This is a genomic window from Klebsiella sp. Ech2A (assembly GCF_030078455.1).
Classification (GTDB): domain Bacteria; phylum Pseudomonadota; class Gammaproteobacteria; order Enterobacterales; family Enterobacteriaceae; genus Klebsiella; species Klebsiella terrigena.
Genome location: NZ_JAQGFU010000084.1, coordinates 1 through 20,085, shown reverse-complemented (window position 1 = coordinate 20,085; position 20,085 = coordinate 1). Strand labels below are relative to the sequence as shown.

Sequence of the window (20,085 nt, the reverse complement as noted above, 5' to 3'; positions counted from 1 at the left end):
GGATTATAGTTTAAGCAGCTGCTCGCGTCTGGCACATTTTAGGCAGATTAGCTCTCATCAGGACTTCGGCGAACGGTGGCGGCACTGCGCGCAACCTGTTTATCTTTGGCGTACTTCACGCCGCGGTTTGAGCATTAGTCGGTAGGTATCGCCATTGGCAAGGAACAGCTTCAGGTGATGATTTATAGCTGCGAAATTGCCGTTATGCAGCTTTATGTCTTTTGGGGGAAGTTCACGCGTTACCTCCAGAGAGGTTAAACGATGAATGGGGAAAATCGCAGGTAATTTTATGCATCTGTGACTGATTAAAGACGTTCTGATTTTCGTTCGCACTTTGAGCCCCCCAAACGTGCATAAGTCATCAGAGTTGTTCAGGTTCAGATGACATGATTATGGACGAGTGATTTTGTAATATTAAAACTTCAACGTCTTGTTAAAGTAATCACCAAATCACGTCCGATGTGTGACCCGCCAATAGAAAGGTTGCTATCAATATTTCTTGTCTCAGGGAGAATGCTGTCATTAAGTTCGTTGATAAAAATTTCATTTACAGCATGAATGTTAATTTTTGGGCTAATATCATACATCCCCTGAATTACGGACATATGCTCATTCCCCATAGTAAACAGTATCATAGCGTTTATAGCCTCTTTCGCCTCTTCAAGCGAATTGATAATAGTTCTACTCTGACTCATTTAACCTCCTGATTTATTACTTTTCGCTTCACCCACCTCATTGTAGCGCGGATCTCTTACGCGTGGCAGTTGGATGCTCTCTGCCCGCCATCTCAGCGACAACAGGCATATTCAGGCGCTCTTTGTACGCAACGCCGATGGCAGCTAGGTCGACGTTAACCTTGTCTTGTTCATCTTTAGGTTTGGCTGCAATGTTCCACTTCGACATAAAAATCTCCTCTGATGTGGAGAGGATTGTAACCTATGCTTCCGATTATAGCTTTAATGCAATTATTCGAAGGGCTTGCGTCATCTCTGAAACTAACTCCTTGTATATATTCACTGCCCCATCGCGTTACCCGATCATTTGTCTCTCTAACTTGCTGCTAGGTGCAGAAAAGAATTCCCCCTCGCCATTAAGCTTCCATTCTCCGATACTCTCAAGACCCGAACCGCTCTAAAAATTAGCTACCTAACTGTTTTAAACAAACGACTGTATAAAAACACAGAGTTATTTGGCTTTCGATTGCCGGAGACTTATCTAGCCATTTCTTGTAAATCCCATGCCATTGTTTGTATTGGCATTGCATATACAAATAAAAAAATGCTACAGCAGCATTTGCATTTAAAATACTTCGCTATTAGAGTAGTTACATGAAAAGCTTTACATCTTGCATTCTTATAATTACTACTAAAAGCAGTAATATAATGGGGGGGGCTTATACCATGGTACGATTTTAGCTTGGTTGAAGCTCGATAAGGAGGCCATCCAGTCCCCATTAGACAACCATAAAACACCCAATAAAAAACGTTGTCAAAGGAGGGACAGTTAGCACTACTGAATCTCTATATTTGCTCAAAAAAAGCAAGACCTAGAGTATGCAGCTTAGGAAGAGGGATGTGGATTAGGTGTTGTAAGGATATTTACGACTTAAATTAATTTAATAATAGTGGGGAAATTATGAAAATCCTATTTTTTGTATTCGCACTCTTAGTTTCTACATCTAGCAATGCTGTACAATGTTACAAATGGAAAAACAATACAAATCAAATGGTGTCCCTAACAATTCATTATCTTAATGGTTCATTCAACCCTACTGGACAAACAGCCTCATACCTCATAAAGCCACATGAAAGCTATCCTATTAGTGATGTCAACTGCTGGGGTTTAAACTCTTATGGACTAGCCAAAGTTAAAAATGGAAATGCCTCATGGGACATGGAAAATACCATATTCGGCACAGCACCTGGAGGAACCTATCAAATAAACTAATAATATCAACATCGTTCATTTTACGAACAGACTCTATATTCGGGAAAATTCATATCACTGCCGCGCTCCTGCGCGGCTTTGCGTTCTGCGGGGGATTTAGGCATCAGGCACCTCCAGCCGCCATACGGCCTGACCAATGCGGCTATGGTATGCATCCTTTGACACCAGCCCCTCTTTCGCCAGCTCGATGAGCTCTTTGCGCAGGTCGGCGCTCTTCCACTCAACCCCGGGGAATTTGCGCTCCATCGCGCAGCGGATATTCCAGGTAGCCATACGATAGGGGTAATGTCCACGCGCCCATTTCTCCTGCTGCGCCGCTCCCTCGATGAGCACCTGCATGATTTTGTCTTTGACGTCACTCACCTTTCACCTCCTGCGGGGCGGCTGCGAGCATGGCTTCGTACGTGCCTTTTGAAGAGGGATTCTTGGTGCCCATGAAGTGAAGCCACCCGGCATCAATCATCTCTTTCGTCGGCTCCTTCGGCACCATCACGTAACCATCCGGAATTACCGGAGAGTTGCCAACTTTGCGGCGTTCGCGATCCAGGTCTGTTTGCAACTGAATTACCCATCGAGCGACCTCACCTTTTTCCCCAGATTCAAGCCGCAAATCATCCAAACGATATTTATCAATCATCGCTGTTATCCTCACAGCAGTGGTGCCGCCCCTCTGGGTCAGTGGATACATGTCCACAGATATCGCACTCTATTTCATCTGGTGGAAACCCATCGGGCACTGGTTGCCCTTTGATGTGCAACCGCGGTTCACCGTCTTTCGGCGCCGGCCATTCGCGCTGTTTGTTCACCGCCAGCTTTTCGATCATCGCCTGGGTAATCTGCTCGTCAGCGATACCGGCACGGCGTTGTGCATCCCACAGCAGGAATTGCATGTCAGCCCACTCACTGAGGTCACCAGGCTCTGCGGCGGCTTCCAGCGCTTCTTTGCTCAGGTGCTTCTACCGGTCCGACATTACCGAAGGTGGCCTGTGACCACTCGGCATGCTCGCTGCGTACCTGCTCGCGGTCCGGTGCTAGCTGCGGCGAGGTATATGGTTCTTCATCGAGATCAATCGGTGCGTCGCATTTCGGGCAATACCCATCACAATCACCAATGGCAGAAATCTCAACCTCATTTCTGCAAGACCAACACGTTACACTTTCCGCCACCGACTCTCTGTCCACCACTTTTCCGGGCTGCGCGTGGCGATAGAGCGCAACGTCTGAATCCTCTGAGTTCTGCTTTCCCCACAGGTACGCAGTTTCCCTTCCTCGGTCAATGTAGCCCAGGTTGCGCTCGTCGGTATACGCCACCGGCTGGCTGTCCGCCACTGGTCCGGCCTGTGGTGCGGAATATAGTATCCGGTGCCGTCCGCGAGGCCCTGAGCCGTATTGCTCATAAAATGCTTCGTTCACATCTTCCCAGTGCCATTGGAGTTCGCCAGAGTCGGCGGCGTGAGTGAATTCGCACTGATACACCGGCTCGCTGTCCATTGCGCCCAGCGCCATACGGGCCAGCTCCCTGACCACTTCAGGTGGCGCATATTTGTCGTTCAGGCCATCCCACAAACGAACCATCTTATCGGTGTCTTCTTTGTGAACTTCGTCGTTAGTGCCTGCCAATGCTGAAATGACCTCATCAGTAGCACCAATAATTTTGAGGGGACTCTCTTTTGTCATCTTCATTTGAAAATACCTTTAATTACCAGGCAAAAATCATCCAAAAAGGTAAGGTTTTTTCCCTTTTTGGCCTATATTCATTACTCAACTCACCTGACTGGAGGGGATATCCCCGACATCGAATTCAAGTGCCCGGTTTGCTCAGGAGCAAAGTTCTACTTCACTACCTACCGAGGTGATGCAAACCAATTTAATGGCGCAGCCCGTTCCACTTGTGGAACTCAACTCACCGCCATTTCATGTGTTCCGAAACTGAGACGGAAAAGGTGGCTAAAGAAGGTGGTTTGAATGAAGGCCTCGGGCGGGGCCTTTTCAACTCTTCTTTAAGTTTTGATTTGCTGGTCATAATTTCTTCCTCACGCTCATTGCACCCTCAGGTCAACAGGCGTATGTTTATCGCCGTCAAGTTAGTGGGCTGTTAGCTCAGTTGGTAGAGCACTGGACTCTTAATCCATTGGTCGCGGGTTCGCCCCCCTCACAGCCCACCACTCCTTGATACCTTTCGAACCAGAAAACTACCGGCGCATTAGTCGGCTGGACCAGTCCGAACGATTCCGCAGTGCGGTAACTTCTCCGCTATCAGGTGAAAGATTCGAGCGCTCTATATCCTTGACGCGATATTTGCGAACTTCCGTCTCGCTTATTCCACAGCAGATGCACCAACAAACATCTTCCATCTCGTCATGTATGGTTTCTGTTGCCGGGGCCTGCACTGGAACATCAACCCAGGTATTCGAGCGAAGCAGGTCAACCACTTTGTAGAGGAACATTTCATTAGATACGCCGTGACGCTTCTGCTCGATGATGGCGTAATCACCAAACTTGAATTCGATTTCGTTAGCCATGCATGGCCTCCTGAGCATCTAAAACTCGTTGAAATACCGGGGTTCCGAGCAAGCTGTAATTCATCCCGGTTGCCGCTTTTGGCACCAGTCCATACCGTTTCATGTCAAAGTCGATGACGGCTCGGTGGTCACGGAATAAACCTAATCGGCCGTGGCGAACCACTTCACCGGTAGCCTCTGCATCGCGGAAATATTTCTGGACGGTGTCACGACACAGACCAAGTATTCTCATCGCGTCTGCGGTCGTCAGGCGGCCCCGATGCCGGGTGATTCGAATAACCGCGTGGACATATTCCCGGCGCTCTGCTGCTGAAATCGCTTTAGCCATAATTTCCTCACTTCACAACGCGCAAATGGCGCACGTTTTTTCGATGGCTATCCCAGTCGAAATTGGCCCAGATACCGCTATCCATCTGGAGGCGGTCGAGAATGCGCGCGCCGAGGGTTTCCACCAGCGATTCGTAATTCAGGTTGGTCAGGATCCCGACCGGGCGCATCGACGAAAGCCGGCGATCGATAACCTGGTTCAGAATGACTTTTTCATTCCGGCTATCGCGCTGAATGCCCACTTCGTCCAGTACCAGCAGGTCAACCCGGCAAAGGTCGTCCAGTAGTTCCGCTTCCGATTTCCCTGTGTCGTAGCATTCCCGAACCCGCAGCATCAGGTCAGGTATCGTGACCACCAGTACGGTATGCCCGCGCTGCAGCAGGTAATTCCCGACCGCCGCGGCCAGATGATTTTTCCCGGTCCCCGGCTTGCCACTGAATACAAAACTGGTAAACCCTTCGCCGAAGTTCTGCGCGTAACTTTTTGCAAGCGTTAACGCCCGGCGCTGGCCATCACCGTTGACCTGGTAATTTGCGAACGTGCAGCTACGGTGCAGGTCCTGAATTCCCGCGCGCCCAAAAATTTTCTCAGCGCGAGTCTTCTGGTTTTCGCGCTCCAGTTCCTCGCAGCGCTTCCGACCTTCGGACTCTTGCCAGGCGCGCCATTCTGCGACTGTGCCGAATTTTGGTTGCACACTCGCCGGAATAATTCGTTTCAGGCGCTCCAGCGCGCTGCCGGTCCCAACAATGTTTTTCATCGCTACCCCTTGAATCCCGATGGGATGGTTTTGTCAGGCTCCGAAATCTGATTGGGATCTCGCGTGCCTGGCGCCTGCTGAATCGCCCACGGTTCGCTGAAGTGCATTCCGGGACCAAAAAACGTCTTAGCCTGTTTCACGAACTGCGTGTTCAGGTTTCCTTCAAACTTCACGAAAGCCGCGTAACGCTCCACGCCTGAATAAATTTCCTCAGCAGCGGTTCCATCCCTGATGCGGGCATTCCAGGCCTTGAAAGCATCTGACTTGCTGTTGCCCCCTGCCCGCTTTGGATAAATCGACCAGACCAGCTCGAACTCATCCGGGTATGCTTTTTTCTGTTCAGGGTTATCGCCTTCGTTCTGACCCTGATCGTCCGGGGGTGTGGCGGAGCCATACCCCGAACTATCTTCTTCCTGTTCCTGTTCCTGTTCCTGGTTAAGGAAGGGTTGCAGAACCCTTTCGGAACCCTTTAGTTTCGAGATGCTGATGTGGGATATCGCCGAGGCCATAACCCGCGCCAGCTCTGGCTTAACCGTGGATTTGTCCGGCACCTGGTCAAACAAGCGCAGCGCTGCAATCCCCTGGTTTGGGTTCTCAACCGAATTCCAGGTCAGAAAGTTACGGATCAGTACCCATTTCGAGGACGAATCACGCGTTGCGAAACCGTTCTCCGACAGTTCATCAAACCCTTTCGAAACCCTTTCAGGAGTCCAGGCAAGGTCTTCCGAAACATACCCATCAGGTAGCCGGAAACACCCGATCATGTTCGTGTGTTGACCAGTGAGCAGGTACAGTGCAAGCAGCCGGGCATCATCAGAAACCCGCCGCATTCCATCGCTTATCCAAAATGATGTATGCACCTTTCCGTAATCACGCATAGAGACCCCGTTGTTGCTTAAACTGGTGTGTTTTCATCACCAAGCACCCACCGCAAAGCCGCGGCGAATTCGCCGCTTGCGGTTTGAAGTGCCTGGGTGATTTCCTTACGGGATTTGAGACGCGGCTTTGTGTCTCCGAGAACCTGGCGCTGCCGACGGGCTTTTTCGTGACCGGTAGCCCCCTCAGCTGCCGCCTCTAACTGCTTGACTGTCTCACGCTGTTTTTCCGGAGGCATATCGACGAGCTGGCGAGCTTGTGTGACCGTAACTTTCCCGGACTCAACAGCAGTTTGAACAGCCTGCGTCGCATCCAGGAGCGCCACGGTAGCCTGGACAGTTTTAACGCTGCAGCCGAAAAGCAGAGCAACATCACTTTCGTCATGCCCGTACTCCATCTGCTGAACCATTTTTTTGGCCCGACCCAGTGGCGTATCCGGTTGCGTTATCTCATTTTCACTGACCATATATTTGGCCATTTGAATTGCTGATCCGCGCTTAGCAATTCCAGGTACCGGCCAGGGCTCAAGCCCTTCCCGCTTACGTCTGGCGTTTGCCTCTGTGGCGTTCTTCACGCGCTGCCGACCTGCTACCACACACGTTTTTCCGGACTCGGGGTCTTTCCAAACGATAATTGGTTCGATTACACCGAGTTCCATAATGTTAAGAACCACCGATTCACTCAGCGGGAGGTGTACGCGCTCGTCGTATAGTGGGTGTGATGTGTCGGTTACCAGATGCAGCTTTTCCGGTTCGAAAAATAGAACGTTGCTTTTCCCGCTGGCGCCGTAAGCGTCGACCGAATTTTTAGCCATTGGCGCCCCCGTTATTGATATTGGTTAGTTTCATGTTCATAATTGCCCCTGTGAATTGATCCAGTCTTTTCGCATAGAAAGCCGTTGGTGTTCGAGCACCGCGGCTTTCGCCTTTTTAGGCTTACGCATCACATGCCCCCCAACATCGAAGTGACCATGCTCATCAGTACTCCAGCCTGTTCAGGCATTAGCCGGAACAACGAAGTAATCCCTTCGCTGACCTCTTTTAATTTCTGGTGCTCAGGTGCGTTCAGCATCACGGCCTGTTTGGCCTCTGCGCACTCCTTGATAGCTGAAGCCAGGCGCGACAAAGCGTCGTCCTGAGGCATCAGCCGGTGACGAAATTCAAGAGGAAGTACTGCTAAGATCGACGGGGTTAATTGCCTGATATTTTCGCGTGCGTATTCCGTTTCGCCGTCCAGCCAACGGAACAGCTTCTGCCGCCGGCGACTCAGGTCGTCGGGAAAATCCAGCCCGCTACCGCCCTGCCGTTCCCATTCTTCAATGACCAGAGCAGCGACTACGTCCTGGTTATCCAGTGACGCTGACCAAGCACGTATAACCGCACGGATTTGATCATGAGTAACATGGCCACCGGACTGATTGCGGTTTATCAGCCTGGAGCTATTGGCTCCGGTATTCTGTTGGAAATGAAGTGTGTGCATGATCAGCCCCCCATCTCTTGTGAAGGCAACCCGTCTGTGGGGTTCGGATAAAGATCAGGACGTAGTTCATGCGGCGTAACGCCGGTTGCTTTAAAGATTTGGATCACACGGGAAGATGGAACACCATTCTTCCGCCACAGAGAGACAGCCATCTTAGTTACACCGATCGCTGTACCAAGCGCGCTTGCTGACCCAGACGCTCGGATAGCGTTTTCAATACCAGTCATAGGACCTCCTTAGATGCGCAAAGTAAAGCATCAATTTACTTAACGGTCAACATATACCTGCCTATCTAGGAGTAAAGCAATTATTTACAATGAAGCTATGAGCGAAAAAAATCCGTCCGATAGCCTGATCTCCAGGCTCACAGAGCTAAACAAAAAGGGCATTTCTAAAACGGAGATGTCCAGGATTGCGGGTGTCAGTAAGCAAGCGGTTTCAGGATGGTTCCGAACCGGCAGAATCAGCAAAGAGTCCGCGCTAGCCCTTGCCGATGCAGCTGGTGTATCTATTCCGTGGTTGCTCGGTGAAGATGTAGGTGAGAAGGATGGACTCAAGCCCGATGAGCAACGCTTACTGGAACTCTATCGGCAGTTGCCTGAAGAAGAGCAACAGAACATGTTGCGGATCGTATCTCTGCGGCTGAAGGAGCTCGACGAACTGTACGCGAAATACATGGGGCGGCGGATTAAGGGTGATGCGGAGTAATACGCCGCTGACCGATGGTAATCATGGATCAGATCGTTGCCCGGCGGCCTGCCGTCCAGAAAGGCAATAAAGCCTATGTAGCACTTGGCCTGAACCGAATAGTTTCGCGTTTGTTGTTGCCGTGGCGTTAAAAGCTCTTCTGGCGCAAAAAAATAAGGCTTCATACATGAACAACCCGTGCAAACTGCTTAGCGCCTCTGTCGCGCTTAAAAAGGAGGGTATGTCAAACAACTACCTTTCTGCTCACCATGAACTAATCAGCGGCATCCCTTTGGGTGAGAAAAGGTCTGTAATGGTGACATTTGGCCTATATGCTCGCCCCGGAGTTCCCATAGGGATCTACGCCGCAGTTACACCTAAAAACCAAGAATCGCCATTAGGCAGCAATAAGTATACCGAAAGTTTCTATACAACCCTTAGATCTGAGGCTGTTGCTGATGATATGGGGGTATTTTTGATGACATTGGAGGTCAAAGACATCCCCTTTGAGCATGATGGATTATATGAAGCCGACGTCCGTGTCTTCCCATCTGAGGAGATGCCTTCTGAGGATAACCAGCTTGATGCAATTAAATGCTTTTTCTACGTGGTAACGTCAAAGGGGGAGCGGAATGCAGCCGCCTAAACTCGCAGTCGTAACCCCTGGTTTCCAACCACCTCTTGAATCATCGAGCCATAGCCACCATACTGAAAAACATGACGGTGGTAATGGAGGGGGTGACGATATGCTTGAAGCAAGAGTTGCAAGGCTCGAAGTGGATGTTAGTTATATTCGTCGCGACGTAGAGGAACTCAGAACCGACGTTAAATCCATCAATCAAAACATGATTGTTGCCCTTGAGCGCCTAGAAAGTATTAAAGAAAACCTCAATAAAAAGCCATCCGCTGATACTGTCGATAAGAAAATTTCCGATGCAAAACTAGCTGTTTTGCTTGGGGTTCCAACCATCATCGCCATCGGCACAGGCATCTATAAGTTAATACAGCACTATTTATAACGAACACCCGGCCACCGAGCCGGGTTTTTATTGCCCCTCCCCCAACAATTCCCACCGCCCCTGCTGTTGCCCTTCCCAAACACAGTCCCGATTTCCTCTCTGTTGTGCCCAGACCGATTGATCCGTTTTTCCCTAATTATTGTTGCGTCGCCACCAATCGGTACCAGAGCAACTTCTGAGAATTGACTACCAAACGCCACTTAATACCCATCGAAATCCAATCCTGCACCCGGTTTGGAGTCTTTTTGAACCCATCACACGTAGGTAGATATCTACCGAGACCATAAATTCAGCAGGCGAGTACAGCATCACTTTACAATTTAATTCATTCAAACTTGACTAAATAGTAAAGCAATGTTTTACTAAGCCCATAGCAATAGACCACCCAGGCAGGACGCCCACGAAGTAGCGGCCCGGCGCATATGAAGACCGGGATGAGGTGGATTTATCAATGCGCAGTAGGTTCAAACGTTCCGCTGGCCACGTAATGGCTGAGGTTGAAATGAGTAAAAACGGCATTCGCTCAATGGTCATTTCGGCAGCACTTGGGCTCATCTTCTGGGCTGTTAGTTACAAACCTTTGATGGGGGTTATTTCATGGTTGATTTCGCACGTAAGCCCGCTCGTCAGCAGGCTGTTCGCCTGACGCAAAACGAGGCCTTTGCTCGCAGGGTTTGTTATCAGATCGCAAAAACCTGCTCTTTTTTCCGCCGCCTGGGTGCGCTGCTCGCGCAAAAAGGTGACCCGTCATGAGCACGATGTTCGCACTGATGCTCACCGTCGGCATGTTAACTGGCGGAAATCAGGATGTTTTGCTCGGTGTTTACGACAACGAGAAGGACTGTAAAGACGCAGCCGTTGAGCAGGGCGTTCCGGGTGATTGTTATCCCCTGAAGGGCATTTTGGAAGAACACCCAGCCGCATTCACGGCGCAAATGTAGGAGGCATGATGCAAAAGAGATGTGCGTACTGCCGCAAACCAATTGAGGAAGGCTCAGAAGTGAAGATGACCATCCTCATCATTCACGGTTCGCAGCTGGCGCCACGAGAAAGAACGTATTGCTCTAAGAAGTGCGGTCAGTACGACCAAATGGCCAACGAGGCATAACGTAAAACCCGCCGAAGCGGGCTGTACGTCCGGTGACACCGACCAAAGTTCCACCGGAAATTACCAAAAACCAATGAACACCCAATGGGCGCTAGCAATGGCCCGTGGATTCTAACATCCAAAATCGAGGCAACGACATGGAATTTTTTAATCTGATAAGGGCCACTCAAAAATCAGGTAAACCAGACGGCGTTATCTGGCGCACCGCAAAATCTGAAGCTCGCGCTAACCTGCAGCTCGAAGTAGATCTGGAAGATGCGGGAATCGAAACGGGTCGTGGTCATGACTACAATAAGCCGATCCGCACCGATTTCCCGGTCTTTAACGACCTGCCGGCTGAAGGCGTGCTCGATTTCGAATGGTGCACCCGTTACGAGCTCGCCGACGACCAACGCACCTGGCAGTTAAAGGCGGGCGCAGTTCCTGCCGATGCATTTCACCAGGAAGAAGAGAACCCGGATAGCGGGGCTGTCATCGTAGATGGTGTCGATACTTCGACCGGTGAAGTTCTGGATGGCCAGTCCGGCACCGGTAATGCCGATATCACTGAAGACGATGATAAAAACACCCTTTATCCGGTCGTAAAACTTCGCAGACCACAACTCATTATCTCCCAGTTTATCAGCGACGCGGTTGCTCACCATGTTACCCAGAGACAGCGGATCCAAATCGGCGCGCTGGAAATGGATACTGACAACAACTACATCCAGAATCTGTTACTGGCGACACGAAGCATTCCTGAGATCGACGAACTCACGACAGCCAATCTCTGGAAATTAACCGACGCTGTTAAAAAGGTATTTCCAGAAGACAAGCGGACTGAGCTCGGCTTGCTGCTTAATTTCCTGAAAGTCTGGATGGAAACTCCACATATTGACCGTGGCCTTCTGGTTAAAGAATGGGTCTCAGGCAACCGTATTAGCGCGGTGCAGCGCACGGATGTCGGTACGAACGCCGGCGGCGGCAACAAGACAGACCGTAACCCAGATTATGTGCACACTTTGGATACGCTGGATCAGGAAATCGCGCTGGCAACGATGACTATGGATTTCGATATTTATAATTTCCCGGCATCTATTCACCGTCGTGCAAAAGAAATCGTTCAGAAGAAAGAAAGCCCATTCAAAGAGTGGTCTGCTGCATTACGGGGCACGCCTGGCATTCTTGATTTTTCACGTGCGGCCATCTTTGCCCTTATCAGAACAACATCCAGCGGAATAATTCCATTCCCGGATCGCTTGCGTAGTTCTATCAATGAGAGGCTGACTGAGTATAAGCACGATATCCCAAGTGCCGAGACTCTCAAGGATGCAGGACATCTCTCATCTGCTGAGATCACCTTGAATGCGGTAAAAGATGAGCTCGATGGCAATGAAAGCAAACCTAATCTGGAAAAGCTCACGACTGCTTTTCAGGTGGTTGGTACCGAGCTTGTGAAAGAGGCTCAAAAAAGCCATCCGGATACTGAACCGAAGGATAAGCCAGAAGTGACTAACCTTGGCGCAGGCATGTTCTCCATTGAAGGCCTGATGGCCTCTCCTACCCCAATCAAAGAAGAGGCCACCAGCAATGTGCAGATGGAAGCGACTCAGCCGGTCAAAGACGAAATTGATATTGCGGTTTCAACAGGCGAAAGCGCTGATGCAACTGCTGCGCAAACAGATGCCATAACCAAGGCTGCTGGGGGTGTAAACCAGAATCAGGGTTATGTCGCCCAAAACGCGCCAAATGTAAACCATTCCGAGCCAGTTATTGGGGAAATCGAACCAGAAGGTAAACCAGTCTGGCCGGAATTCTTCGAGCCGGGGCGCTACGAAGGTCTGCCGAACGAGGTTTATCACGCAGCTAACGGTATCAGCTCGACGATGGTGAAAGATGCCCGGGTATCGCTGATGTATTTCGAAGCGCGCCACGTTGCGAAAACCATCCAGAAAGTACGCTCGCCGGTTCTGGATATGGGGAATCTGGTGCATGCGCTGGCGCTGCAGCCGGACGATATGGACAAAGAATTCAGCGTTGAGCCGGAAATCCCGGAAGGTGCGTTTACCACCACAGCGACGATCCGCGCGTATATCGACGAATACAACGCTACTCTGCCGGCGCTGTTGAGCAGTGACGATATCAAAGCATTGCTGGATGCGCACAACGCCACCCTGCCCGCTCCGTTCTCGCTTGGGGCATCCGTTGACGAATCCTATGCGTCATATGAGCAACTACCTGAAGAGTTCCAGCGCATCGAAAACGGGACCAAGCATACGGCTACGGCGATGAAAGCCTGCATCAAAGAGTACAACGCCACCCTGCCCGCTCCTGTAAAAACCAGCGGCAGCCGCGACGCATTGCTGGAACAGCTGGCAATCATCAACCCTGACTTGGTCGGACAGGAAGCCCAGAAGCCGCAGCCGCTGAAAGTCTCTGGCACAAAAACGGATCTTATTCAGGTTGTGAAATCCGTTAATCCTGATGCGGTATTCGCCGACGAACTGCTGGATGCCTGGCGCGAGAACCCGGAAGGAAAAGTGCTGGTTACCCGTCAGCAGCTAAGCACTGCGCTTGCCATTCAGAAAGCACTGTTAAATCACCCGACCGCCGGCAAGTTGCTGACGCACCCAAGCCGCGTCGTCGAGGTGAGCTATTTCGGTATCGATGAAGAGACTGGCCTGGAAATCCGCGTCCGCCCTGACCTTGAGATCGACATGGGCGGCCTGCGCATCGGCGCGGACCTGAAAACCATCAGCATGTGGAATATCAAGCAGGAAGGCCTGCGCGCCAAACTGCACCGGGAAATCATCGAGCGCGACTACCATCTGAGCGCAGCCATGTACTGCGAAACCGCAGCCCTCGATCAGTTCTTCTGGATATTCGTCAACAAAGACGAGAACTACCACTGGATCGCCATCATCGAGGCATCCGAAGAGCTGCTGGAACTAGGCATGCTGGAATACCGTAAAGCGATGCGCGCCATAGCTCACGGTTTCGACACGGGCGAGTGGCCGGCGCCGATCATCGAAGACTACGCCGAAGAACTCAACGATTTTGATGTGCGCCGCCTTGAAGCACTGCGCGCACAGGCATAAGGGGAATGATGATGAACAACACCATATCCAATCCGTTCGGAAGCCGTGAGCAAACCAATGTCGGCAATAGCCTGGTTGCAGTTGAGCAAGAACGAGCAATTCAAGAGGTTCAGGCATCGCTCATTATCGCGAAAAAATTCCCGCGAGATTCAATTGCGGCAATGGACAAGATACTCCAGGCCTGTACACGAGAAACCCTTGCGGACTCCGCGCTCTATAGCTACAACCGTGGCGGCACTGAAGTCACCGGGCCCAGCATCCGTCTTGCAGAGGCAATGGCTCAAAACTGGGGAAATATCCAATTTGGTATACGTGAATTAGAGCAGCGCAATAACGCTTCTATCGTCGAAGCTTTCGCCTGGGACGTTGAGACCAACGTTCGTCAGGTTAAAACCTTCACAGTTCCACACGTTCGCGATACCAAAAAAGGAAGGAAGGTGCTCACTGACTCCCGTGATATTTATGAGATGGTTGCAAACCAGGGATCTCGACGCCTGCGCGCCTGCATTCTCGGCGTGATCCCTGGTGATGTCACAGAGGCAGCGGTGCGTCAGTGTGAAATTACACAAAGCTCAACGGTCGATGTTTCTCCGGAGAATATCAAAAAATTACTCGGAACGTTCCTGACTGAGTTTAGCGTAACGCAGGCGCAGATTGAAAAGCGCATTCAACGTCGGATTGAATCCATACGCCCTGCGCAGTTCCTGCAGCTTCGCAAGATTTACCAGAGTCTGCGCGATGGCATGTCTGGGATAGAAGACTGGTTTGAGTTAACCGGTAACTCGCCGTTAACCAGCACGCTAAATACCTTCGATAACGCGATGTCTCCTGATAACGCCGCTCAGGGCGGATCCAACTCACATGACGTATCGGAAGCCACCGCTACGCAGGAGTCAGCGGCTAACTTTGACATCGTTGCGGGCAAAATCCGCGACCGCATCGATGCAGCCAGCTCCGTTGATCAGGCCAAAGCTATCCGCGCAGATATCGAATCGCAGAAAGCCTTACTGGGTACCGCTCTGTTCACTGAATTGAAAAATAAGGCAGTGAAGCGCTACTACCTGGTCGATGCTCGCAACAAGATTGAGGCCGCGATCAATTCACTTCCTAACCACGGTGACCCGGAAGCCTCTGAGCTGTTCGCCAAAGCAGAGGGCATCCTCAATGCAGTCAAACGCCACCTCGGTGAAGAACTGTTCGATCAGTTCCGCATCACCCTGGACGATATGAAACCGGAATACTTGGGCTAAGGGAGGCGGGAGGGTTCGCCCTCCCGGTAACGATATGAACAAACTACGTAAATGGCGCTTTGTCGTTGACGGTGCCGAGAAATTTCAAGGCGGTACTTACAGCGGGCCACGAACTGGTGAATTCCGGACCTGGTACGTTACTGGCGGTGATGGTGTGAAGTTTCGTCGGTGCCCGTATACAGATGGCGGCTGGAAGGTCCAGAAGAATCGCACCACGTATGACGATAAGCCTGTTGAGTATGCCGTCAAAAATCCTGATGACATTTCAGCCCTGGATACCTTTGTCGGAGAAAAGCCATATGCAGGATATGGGAGGGTATCAGCATGAAAGTTAAATGCATCAAAGATACCGAGGGTTGGTGGACTGAAGGCGAATATTACGAAGCGGTAGCTGCTCCCGGTGGTTTTGTTCTGGTTGGGGATGACGATGAGCCAGATGGTCAAGGTTGGAGCGCTACACCGATGGAATATCGTGACGATGGTTCGATCGTTTATGCACTGGGCGGTATCGAAGGTGAAGTTTTGTTTGAGGAGCGCGCCGCATGAGCATAGCTAAAACCCATACCGGCATAGTCATTACCAAGGATGGCCCCCAGCAGAAATTACTGCACGAAACCCCTTCTATGTGGGTCGTTGGAAAAAATGAGTGCTACAGGAAAGATACAGGCAAACGCCATTTTGCTGAACGTACCCGTCGCCGATTGCTGCTGGAAAGCATTAATCCGATAAAGGAGGACATCCAGTGAGTCTCAAACACAGATTGTCTGAACTCGAAGCCAGCATTGACCCTGCGGCATTGCGCGCGGCCGCCGATGAATATTCGGATCTGCTGCTGACTCTCTGCCTGTGCATGAAGATGGCCGGCCCCACCCGAGCGAATGTTCGCGCCTGCGCCACTGAACTGAAAAAGCGTCTTACGACCTGGCATAGCCAGAAAGAGCTCAACGCGATTCTGTCCAGTTGGGATCCGGTTGGTTATGTGCTCGGCTTGCGGCGAGAAGCGAACGACAACGCGCGCGCCGCCGGCGATCCCGTTGACGTCTTTGTTTGAGGTGAGTATGCGACTGATAAACCGAAGCAAGCAGTCTCCGCTGGGGCGCCAGGCATGCGACGCGGCACTGGCCAAACACGTCGAGCTCTACGGTGAGTACGGACGGCAGAAAATGAAGCGGACTTATACCGTCGTGGTGCAGGGTTCAAAAATCACCGTTGAGGTGGTTAACCGCCGCTGCAGTTATGTGGCTACGGCGATGAATTGCGCCCGCAGACTGCGCGCACTGGCTGGGCAATGCTCCTGATATCGAATTATCAATCTACTGCGGCGATCTTGCCTATATTAGGCGGTCGCCAACGAGGTCTATATGGCGCAGATCATTTTTAATGAAGAGTGGATGGTTGAAAAGGCTCTAATGGCGCGAACTGGTCTTGGAGCCCGGCAGATTGAAAGTTACCGGCAAGGGGCATGGATAGAAGGTATTCACTTTAAAAGAGTATCTCCTTCTGGCGAAAAAACTTTGCGTGGGACTACATGGTACAACTATCCGGAAATAAATAAATTTATCCAGGATTCGTAAAATGGCAAAACTACCTACAGGCGTAGAGGTTCGAGGTAATAGAATATGCGTCTGGTTTATGTATAAGGGTAAGCGCTGCCGAGAGGTTTTAAAGGGGTGGGTTGTTAGCCCCTCCAATATTAAAAAAGCGGGTAATTTAAGGGCCGTAATTACCAGTGAAATAAGTCTGGGGGAATTCGATTATAGACGTCGGTTCCCTTCATCCAAAAGATCGGCAGCCATATACACGGAGCAGCAGGTGAGCACATTTTATGAGCTCTGCACGCTGTGGCTAAAAATAAAAGAAACCGAAATCACTGCAAATACGTTAAAAAAAACAAAATCCCAAGTTGATACGCTCATGAAAATAATTAATGGGAATACGATGCTTTACTCAATCGGATATAGTGACATTCTTAATTGTAGAAATAACTTGTTAACCGGAGAAACCTTTTACTCTAACAACAAACGTAAAAATAAAAAAGGAAGGACTGTTTCAACAGTTAATAACTATGTATCTTTGTTATGTTCAATATTGAGTTTTGCATATATATCCGGATTTATCCAGCATAAACCATTTGAGGGAGTTAAAAGCCTGCGCAAGAACAGAGTTAAGCCTGACCCACTAACAAAAGATGAGTTTGCAGAACTGATGGCCAGTGAGCATGGTCAAAGCCAAAATATGTGGAAGTTTGCTGTATATTCCGGTGTGAGACATGGTGAACTGGCAGCGCTGGCCTGGGAAGATGTCGATCTGGATAAGGGAGTGGTGCACGTCCGCCGAAATCTGGCTGCAAACGGCATGTTTGGCCCACCCAAAACTGCAGCAGGCAACCGGGCGATTCAGCTGCTCGGACCTGCACTCGACGCCCTGAAAGCCCAACACAAACTTACCGCATGCCATTCGGTATCAAATATTACATTTCATCACAGGGAGTACGGTTCAAGTGAGGAGCAGGAATTACGATTCATTTTTATGCCACGGCGACGGAATGGCAAACAAAAGCCCTGCTATTCGCACAGTAGCATTGGGAGCAGATGGGAAGCCGCTGTAAAACGCGCTGGCATTCGTCGCAGGAATCCGTACCATACGCGGCATACTTTTGCCTGCTGGCTTCTGTCGGCTGGTGCAAACCCATCTTTTATAGCCAATCAGATGGGGCATGAAAACGCGCAAATGGTGTACGAAGTTTATAGTACATGGATAGAAGAGATGAACGGCGACCAGGTTTCTATGTTGAACTCCCGGCTTGGGCTTTAAAACATTTTGCCCCCTATATGCCCCTTTTTGATTTAGAGAACAGATATAATGCTGCAAAATCAAGACATTAGTAAGAAAGAAAAGTACAACATCGACAAGTTGCAGAAGCGCCTGCGCCGCAACGTCGGCGAAGCCATTGCCGATTTCAATATGATTGAAGACGGCGACCGGATTATGGTTTGCCTTTCCGGCGGGAAGGACAGCTACACCATGCTGGAAATCCTGCGCAGCTTACAAAAAAGCGCCCCCATCTCTTTCTCTCTGATCGCGGTAAACCTCGATCAGAAGCAGCCCGGCTTCCCTGAGCACATTCTGCCTGAATACCTGCAGCAGCTCGACGTCGAGTATAAAATTGTCGAAGAGAACACCTACGGGATCGTCAAAGAGAAGATTCCTGAAGGCAAAACCACCTGTTCGCTCTGTTCGCGCCTGCGTCGCGGGATCCTCTATCGCACGGCCACCGAACTCGGCGCGACTAAAATCGCCCTCGGCCACCACCGCGACGACATCCTGCAGACGCTGTTCCTCAATATGTTCTACGGCGGCAAGATGAAAGGCATGCCGCCGAAGCTGATGAGCGACGACGGCAAGCATATCGTTATCCGCCCGCTGGCGTACTGCCGCGAAAAGGATATCGAGCGCTTCTCGCAGGCGAAAGCGTTCCCTATCATTCCATGCAACCTCTGCGGCTCCCAGCCTAACCTGCAGCGTCAGGTGATCGGCGATATGCTGCGCGACTGGGATAAACGCTATCCGGGGCGCATCGAGACCATGTTCAGCGCCATGCAGAACGTCGTGCCGTCGCATCTTAGCGACGTCAGCCTGTTTGACTTTAAAGGCATTACCCACGGTTCTGACGTGGTTGACGGCGGCGACCTCGCGTTCGATCGCGAAGAGATCCCGCTTCAGCCTGCCGGCTGGCAGCCGGAAGAGGATGACGCCCAGTTGGACGAGCTGCGACTGAACGTGGTGGAAGTGAAGTAAACCGCGAACGGGCGTCTCAGCGCGGTGACCGAGACGCCCTTGCCTACTCTATTTCAGTAAACGAACCCGGCAGTTCTTGCCCTTAATCTTACCGTTCTGCAGCAGCTTAAACGCTTTGTGGGCCACGCCCTGGCGCAGCGCCACGTAGACGTGCGCCGGATGAACGTTGATCTTGCCGATATCGGCGCCATCGAATCCCAAATCTCCGGTCAGCGCACCCAGAACATCCCCTGCGCGCATTTTGGCCTTCTTACCGCCGTCAATGCACAGGGTCGTCATTTCGGCTTCCAGCGGGACGATCGTGCCGCCGGCCGGTGCGTTCATCCAGTTCAGCTTCAGCTGCAGCATTTCCGCGAGAATATTGGCGCGCTGGGCCTCTTCCGGCGCGCAAAGGCTGATCGCCAGCCCGCTTGCGCCGGCGCGGGCGGTGCGGCCGATGCGGTGAACGTGAACTTCCGGGTCCCAGGCCAGCTCGTAGTTAATCACCAGCTCCAGGGATTTAATATCGAGACCGCGGGCCGCCACGTCGGTTGCGACCAGCACGCGCGAGCTGCCGTTCGCAAAGCGGATCAGGGTTTGGTCGCGATCGCGCTGCTCGAGATCGCCATGCAGCGACAGCGCGCTCTGCCCGGCAGCGTTGAGCGAATCGCAAACGGCCTGGCAATCCTTTTTGGTATTACAGAACACCACGCAGGAGGCCGGCTTGTGCTGGCTGAGCAGCTTTTGCAGCAGCGCAATTTTGCCTTTCTGCGAGGTTTCGAAGAACTGCTGTTCAATTGCCGGCAGCGCGTCAACGGAATCGATCTCGATGGTTTGCGGGTCGTTCTGCACGCGCCCGCTAATCGCCGCAATGGCCTCAGGCCAGGTCGCGGAGAACAGCAGCGTCTGCCGCTCGGCGGGCGCAAAGCGAATCGCTTCATCAATGGCGTCGCTGAAACCCATATCGAGCATCCGATCCGCTTCGTCCATCACCAGCGTCTGCAGCGCGTCCAGCGAGACGGTGCCCTTCTGCAGGTGATCGAGCAGGCGTCCCGGCGTGGCGACGATAATGTGCGGCGCGTGCTGGAGCGAATCACGCTGGGCGCCAAAGGGTTGGCCCCCGCAGAGGGTGAGAATTTTAATATTCGGCAGAAAGCGCGCCAGCCGGCGCAGCTCGCCGGCAACCTGATCCGCCAGCTCCCGCGTCGGGCACAGCACCAGAGACTGCGTCTTGTACAGCTTGGCATCAACCTGCTGG

The 20,085-nt window shown here is 51.4% G+C and carries 25 protein-coding genes, 1 tRNA gene and 4 pseudogenes; 17 read left to right on the top strand and 13 right to left on the bottom strand.

The window, feature by feature from the left end; all coding sequences use genetic code 11:
* Nucleotides 1–422: 422 nt before the first annotated feature.
* The 5 genes and pseudogenes from PFH44_RS15815 to PFH44_RS15795 all read right to left on the bottom strand — a co-directional run.
* On the bottom strand, nucleotides 423–695 hold the full coding sequence (locus PFH44_RS15815; RefSeq protein WP_283825480.1) for a hypothetical protein: 273 nt from the start codon (nucleotides 693–695) through the stop codon (nucleotides 423–425).
* Nucleotides 696–753: 58 nt separating this feature from the next.
* A pseudogene (locus PFH44_RS15810) lies at nucleotides 754–903 on the bottom strand (DNA polymerase III subunit theta); the annotation flags it as partial.
* A gap of 1,140 nt (nucleotides 904–2,043) precedes the next feature.
* Entirely contained in the window at nucleotides 2,044–2,310 is a 267-nt protein-coding gene (locus PFH44_RS15805; protein ID WP_283825478.1) for an eaa protein, read from the bottom strand.
* The gene (locus PFH44_RS15800; RefSeq protein ID WP_283825477.1) at nucleotides 2,303–2,584 is read right to left on the bottom strand and encodes a hypothetical protein; all 282 of its coding nucleotides are present in this window, start codon (nucleotides 2,582–2,584) and stop codon (nucleotides 2,303–2,305) included. The genes PFH44_RS15805 and PFH44_RS15800 overlap by 8 nt, the downstream gene beginning before the upstream one ends.
* A 94-nt stretch (nucleotides 2,585–2,678) precedes the next feature.
* Nucleotides 2,679–2,979: pseudogene (locus tag PFH44_RS15795) on the bottom strand (dATP/dGTP pyrophosphohydrolase domain-containing protein); the annotation flags it as partial.
* 1,057 nt (nucleotides 2,980–4,036) lie between these two features.
* On the opposite strand from PFH44_RS15795, the gene PFH44_RS15790 reads away from it, so the two are divergent.
* Nucleotides 4,037–4,112 (top strand) — tRNA-Lys (locus PFH44_RS15790).
* A gap of 4 nt (nucleotides 4,113–4,116) precedes the next feature.
* Here PFH44_RS15790 and PFH44_RS15785 read toward each other — a convergent pair.
* The 7 genes and pseudogenes from PFH44_RS15785 to PFH44_RS15755 form a co-directional block, all read right to left on the bottom strand.
* Nucleotides 4,117–4,197 (bottom strand): annotated as a pseudogene (locus PFH44_RS15785) (HNH endonuclease); the annotation flags it as partial.
* A 264-nt stretch (nucleotides 4,198–4,461) separates the two neighbouring features.
* Nucleotides 4,462–4,797, bottom strand: coding sequence for a DUF977 family protein (locus PFH44_RS15780; protein ID WP_283825476.1), 336 nt, complete (start codon nucleotides 4,795–4,797; stop codon nucleotides 4,462–4,464).
* Nucleotides 4,798–4,804: 7 nt separating this feature from the next.
* Entirely contained in the window at nucleotides 4,805–5,554 is a 750-nt protein-coding gene (locus PFH44_RS15775) for an ATP-binding protein (protein ID WP_283825475.1), read from the bottom strand.
* Between the two features lie 2 nt (nucleotides 5,555–5,556).
* A complete protein-coding gene (locus tag PFH44_RS15770; protein WP_283825474.1) occupies nucleotides 5,557–6,432 on the bottom strand; it encodes a hypothetical protein in 876 nt (291 codons plus the stop codon).
* 17 nt (nucleotides 6,433–6,449) lie between these two features.
* On the bottom strand, nucleotides 6,450–7,244 hold the full coding sequence (locus PFH44_RS15765) for a ParB/RepB/Spo0J family partition protein (RefSeq protein WP_283825473.1): 795 nt from the start codon (nucleotides 7,242–7,244) through the stop codon (nucleotides 6,450–6,452).
* A gap of 128 nt (nucleotides 7,245–7,372) precedes the next feature.
* On the bottom strand, nucleotides 7,373–7,909 hold the full coding sequence (locus tag PFH44_RS15760; RefSeq protein ID WP_283825472.1) for a toxin YdaT domain-containing protein: 537 nt from the start codon (nucleotides 7,907–7,909) through the stop codon (nucleotides 7,373–7,375).
* Between the two features lie 2 nt (nucleotides 7,910–7,911).
* Nucleotides 7,912–8,136 carry a transcriptional regulator gene (locus tag PFH44_RS15755; RefSeq protein WP_148250548.1) on the bottom strand — a complete coding sequence of 75 codons (225 nt, stop codon included), beginning with the start codon at nucleotides 8,134–8,136 and terminating at the stop codon, nucleotides 7,912–7,914.
* A 97-nt stretch (nucleotides 8,137–8,233) separates the two neighbouring features.
* On the opposite strand from PFH44_RS15755, the gene PFH44_RS15750 reads away from it, so the two are divergent.
* The 16 genes and pseudogenes from PFH44_RS15750 to ttcA all read left to right on the top strand — a co-directional run bounded on the left by PFH44_RS15750 (nucleotide 8,234) and on the right by ttcA (nucleotide 18,848).
* Entirely contained in the window at nucleotides 8,234–8,617 is a 384-nt protein-coding gene (locus tag PFH44_RS15750) for a helix-turn-helix domain-containing protein (protein WP_283825471.1), read from the top strand.
* 220 nt (nucleotides 8,618–8,837) lie between these two features.
* Entirely contained in the window at nucleotides 8,838–9,242 is a 405-nt protein-coding gene (locus PFH44_RS15745; RefSeq protein WP_283825470.1) for a hypothetical protein, read from the top strand.
* On the top strand, nucleotides 9,229–9,615 hold the full coding sequence (locus PFH44_RS15740) for a hypothetical protein (protein ID WP_283825468.1): 387 nt from the start codon (nucleotides 9,229–9,231) through the stop codon (nucleotides 9,613–9,615). Before PFH44_RS15745 ends, PFH44_RS15740 begins: the two co-directional genes overlap by 14 nt.
* Before the next feature lie 597 nt (nucleotides 9,616–10,212).
* On the top strand, nucleotides 10,213–10,368 hold the full coding sequence (locus PFH44_RS15735; protein WP_283825467.1) for a hypothetical protein: 156 nt from the start codon (nucleotides 10,213–10,215) through the stop codon (nucleotides 10,366–10,368).
* A complete protein-coding gene (locus tag PFH44_RS15730; protein WP_283825466.1) occupies nucleotides 10,365–10,556 on the top strand; it encodes a DUF1482 family protein in 192 nt (63 codons plus the stop codon). The genes PFH44_RS15735 and PFH44_RS15730 overlap by 4 nt, the downstream gene beginning before the upstream one ends.
* A gap of 5 nt (nucleotides 10,557–10,561) precedes the next feature.
* Entirely contained in the window at nucleotides 10,562–10,723 is a 162-nt protein-coding gene (locus tag PFH44_RS15725; RefSeq protein WP_463671552.1) for a YdaE family protein, read from the top strand.
* A 137-nt stretch (nucleotides 10,724–10,860) separates the two neighbouring features.
* A complete protein-coding gene (locus tag PFH44_RS15720) occupies nucleotides 10,861–13,800 on the top strand; it encodes a RecE family exodeoxyribonuclease (RefSeq protein WP_283825464.1) in 2,940 nt (979 codons plus the stop codon).
* 863 nt (nucleotides 13,801–14,663) lie between these two features.
* A pseudogene (locus PFH44_RS28100) lies at nucleotides 14,664–15,050 on the top strand (enterohemolysin); the annotation flags it as partial.
* Nucleotides 15,051–15,084: 34 nt separating this feature from the next.
* On the top strand, nucleotides 15,085–15,378 hold the full coding sequence (locus PFH44_RS15710) for a hypothetical protein (RefSeq protein WP_283825463.1): 294 nt from the start codon (nucleotides 15,085–15,087) through the stop codon (nucleotides 15,376–15,378).
* Entirely contained in the window at nucleotides 15,375–15,596 is a 222-nt protein-coding gene (locus tag PFH44_RS15705; RefSeq protein ID WP_283825461.1) for a hypothetical protein, read from the top strand. Before PFH44_RS15710 ends, PFH44_RS15705 begins: the two co-directional genes overlap by 4 nt.
* The gene (locus tag PFH44_RS15700; RefSeq protein WP_237373348.1) at nucleotides 15,593–15,796 is read left to right on the top strand and encodes a hypothetical protein; all 204 of its coding nucleotides are present in this window, start codon (nucleotides 15,593–15,595) and stop codon (nucleotides 15,794–15,796) included. Before PFH44_RS15705 ends, PFH44_RS15700 begins: the two co-directional genes overlap by 4 nt.
* On the top strand, nucleotides 15,793–16,101 hold the full coding sequence (locus PFH44_RS15695; protein WP_283825460.1) for a DUF7740 domain-containing protein: 309 nt from the start codon (nucleotides 15,793–15,795) through the stop codon (nucleotides 16,099–16,101). The genes PFH44_RS15700 and PFH44_RS15695 overlap by 4 nt, the downstream gene beginning before the upstream one ends.
* Nucleotides 16,102–16,108: 7 nt before the next feature.
* The gene (locus tag PFH44_RS15690) at nucleotides 16,109–16,348 is read left to right on the top strand and encodes a DUF4060 family protein (RefSeq protein WP_148250537.1); all 240 of its coding nucleotides are present in this window, start codon (nucleotides 16,109–16,111) and stop codon (nucleotides 16,346–16,348) included.
* A gap of 63 nt (nucleotides 16,349–16,411) precedes the next feature.
* Nucleotides 16,412–16,624 carry an excisionase family protein gene (xisR, locus tag PFH44_RS15685; RefSeq protein WP_148250536.1) on the top strand — a complete coding sequence of 71 codons (213 nt, stop codon included), beginning with the start codon at nucleotides 16,412–16,414 and terminating at the stop codon, nucleotides 16,622–16,624.
* A 1-nt stretch (nucleotide 16,625) separates the two neighbouring features.
* A complete protein-coding gene (locus PFH44_RS15680; RefSeq protein WP_283825459.1) occupies nucleotides 16,626–17,864 on the top strand; it encodes a tyrosine-type recombinase/integrase in 1,239 nt (412 codons plus the stop codon).
* A 48-nt stretch (nucleotides 17,865–17,912) separates the two neighbouring features.
* Entirely contained in the window at nucleotides 17,913–18,848 is a 936-nt protein-coding gene (ttcA, locus tag PFH44_RS15675) for a tRNA 2-thiocytidine(32) synthetase TtcA (RefSeq protein ID WP_283825458.1), read from the top strand.
* A gap of 48 nt (nucleotides 18,849–18,896) precedes the next feature.
* On the opposite strand, the gene dbpA is transcribed toward ttcA, so the two are convergent.
* Nucleotides 18,897–20,085, bottom strand: a 1,189-nt coding sequence (gene dbpA / locus PFH44_RS15670; protein WP_283825457.1) for an ATP-dependent RNA helicase DbpA, incomplete at its 5' end; no start/stop codon positions are given.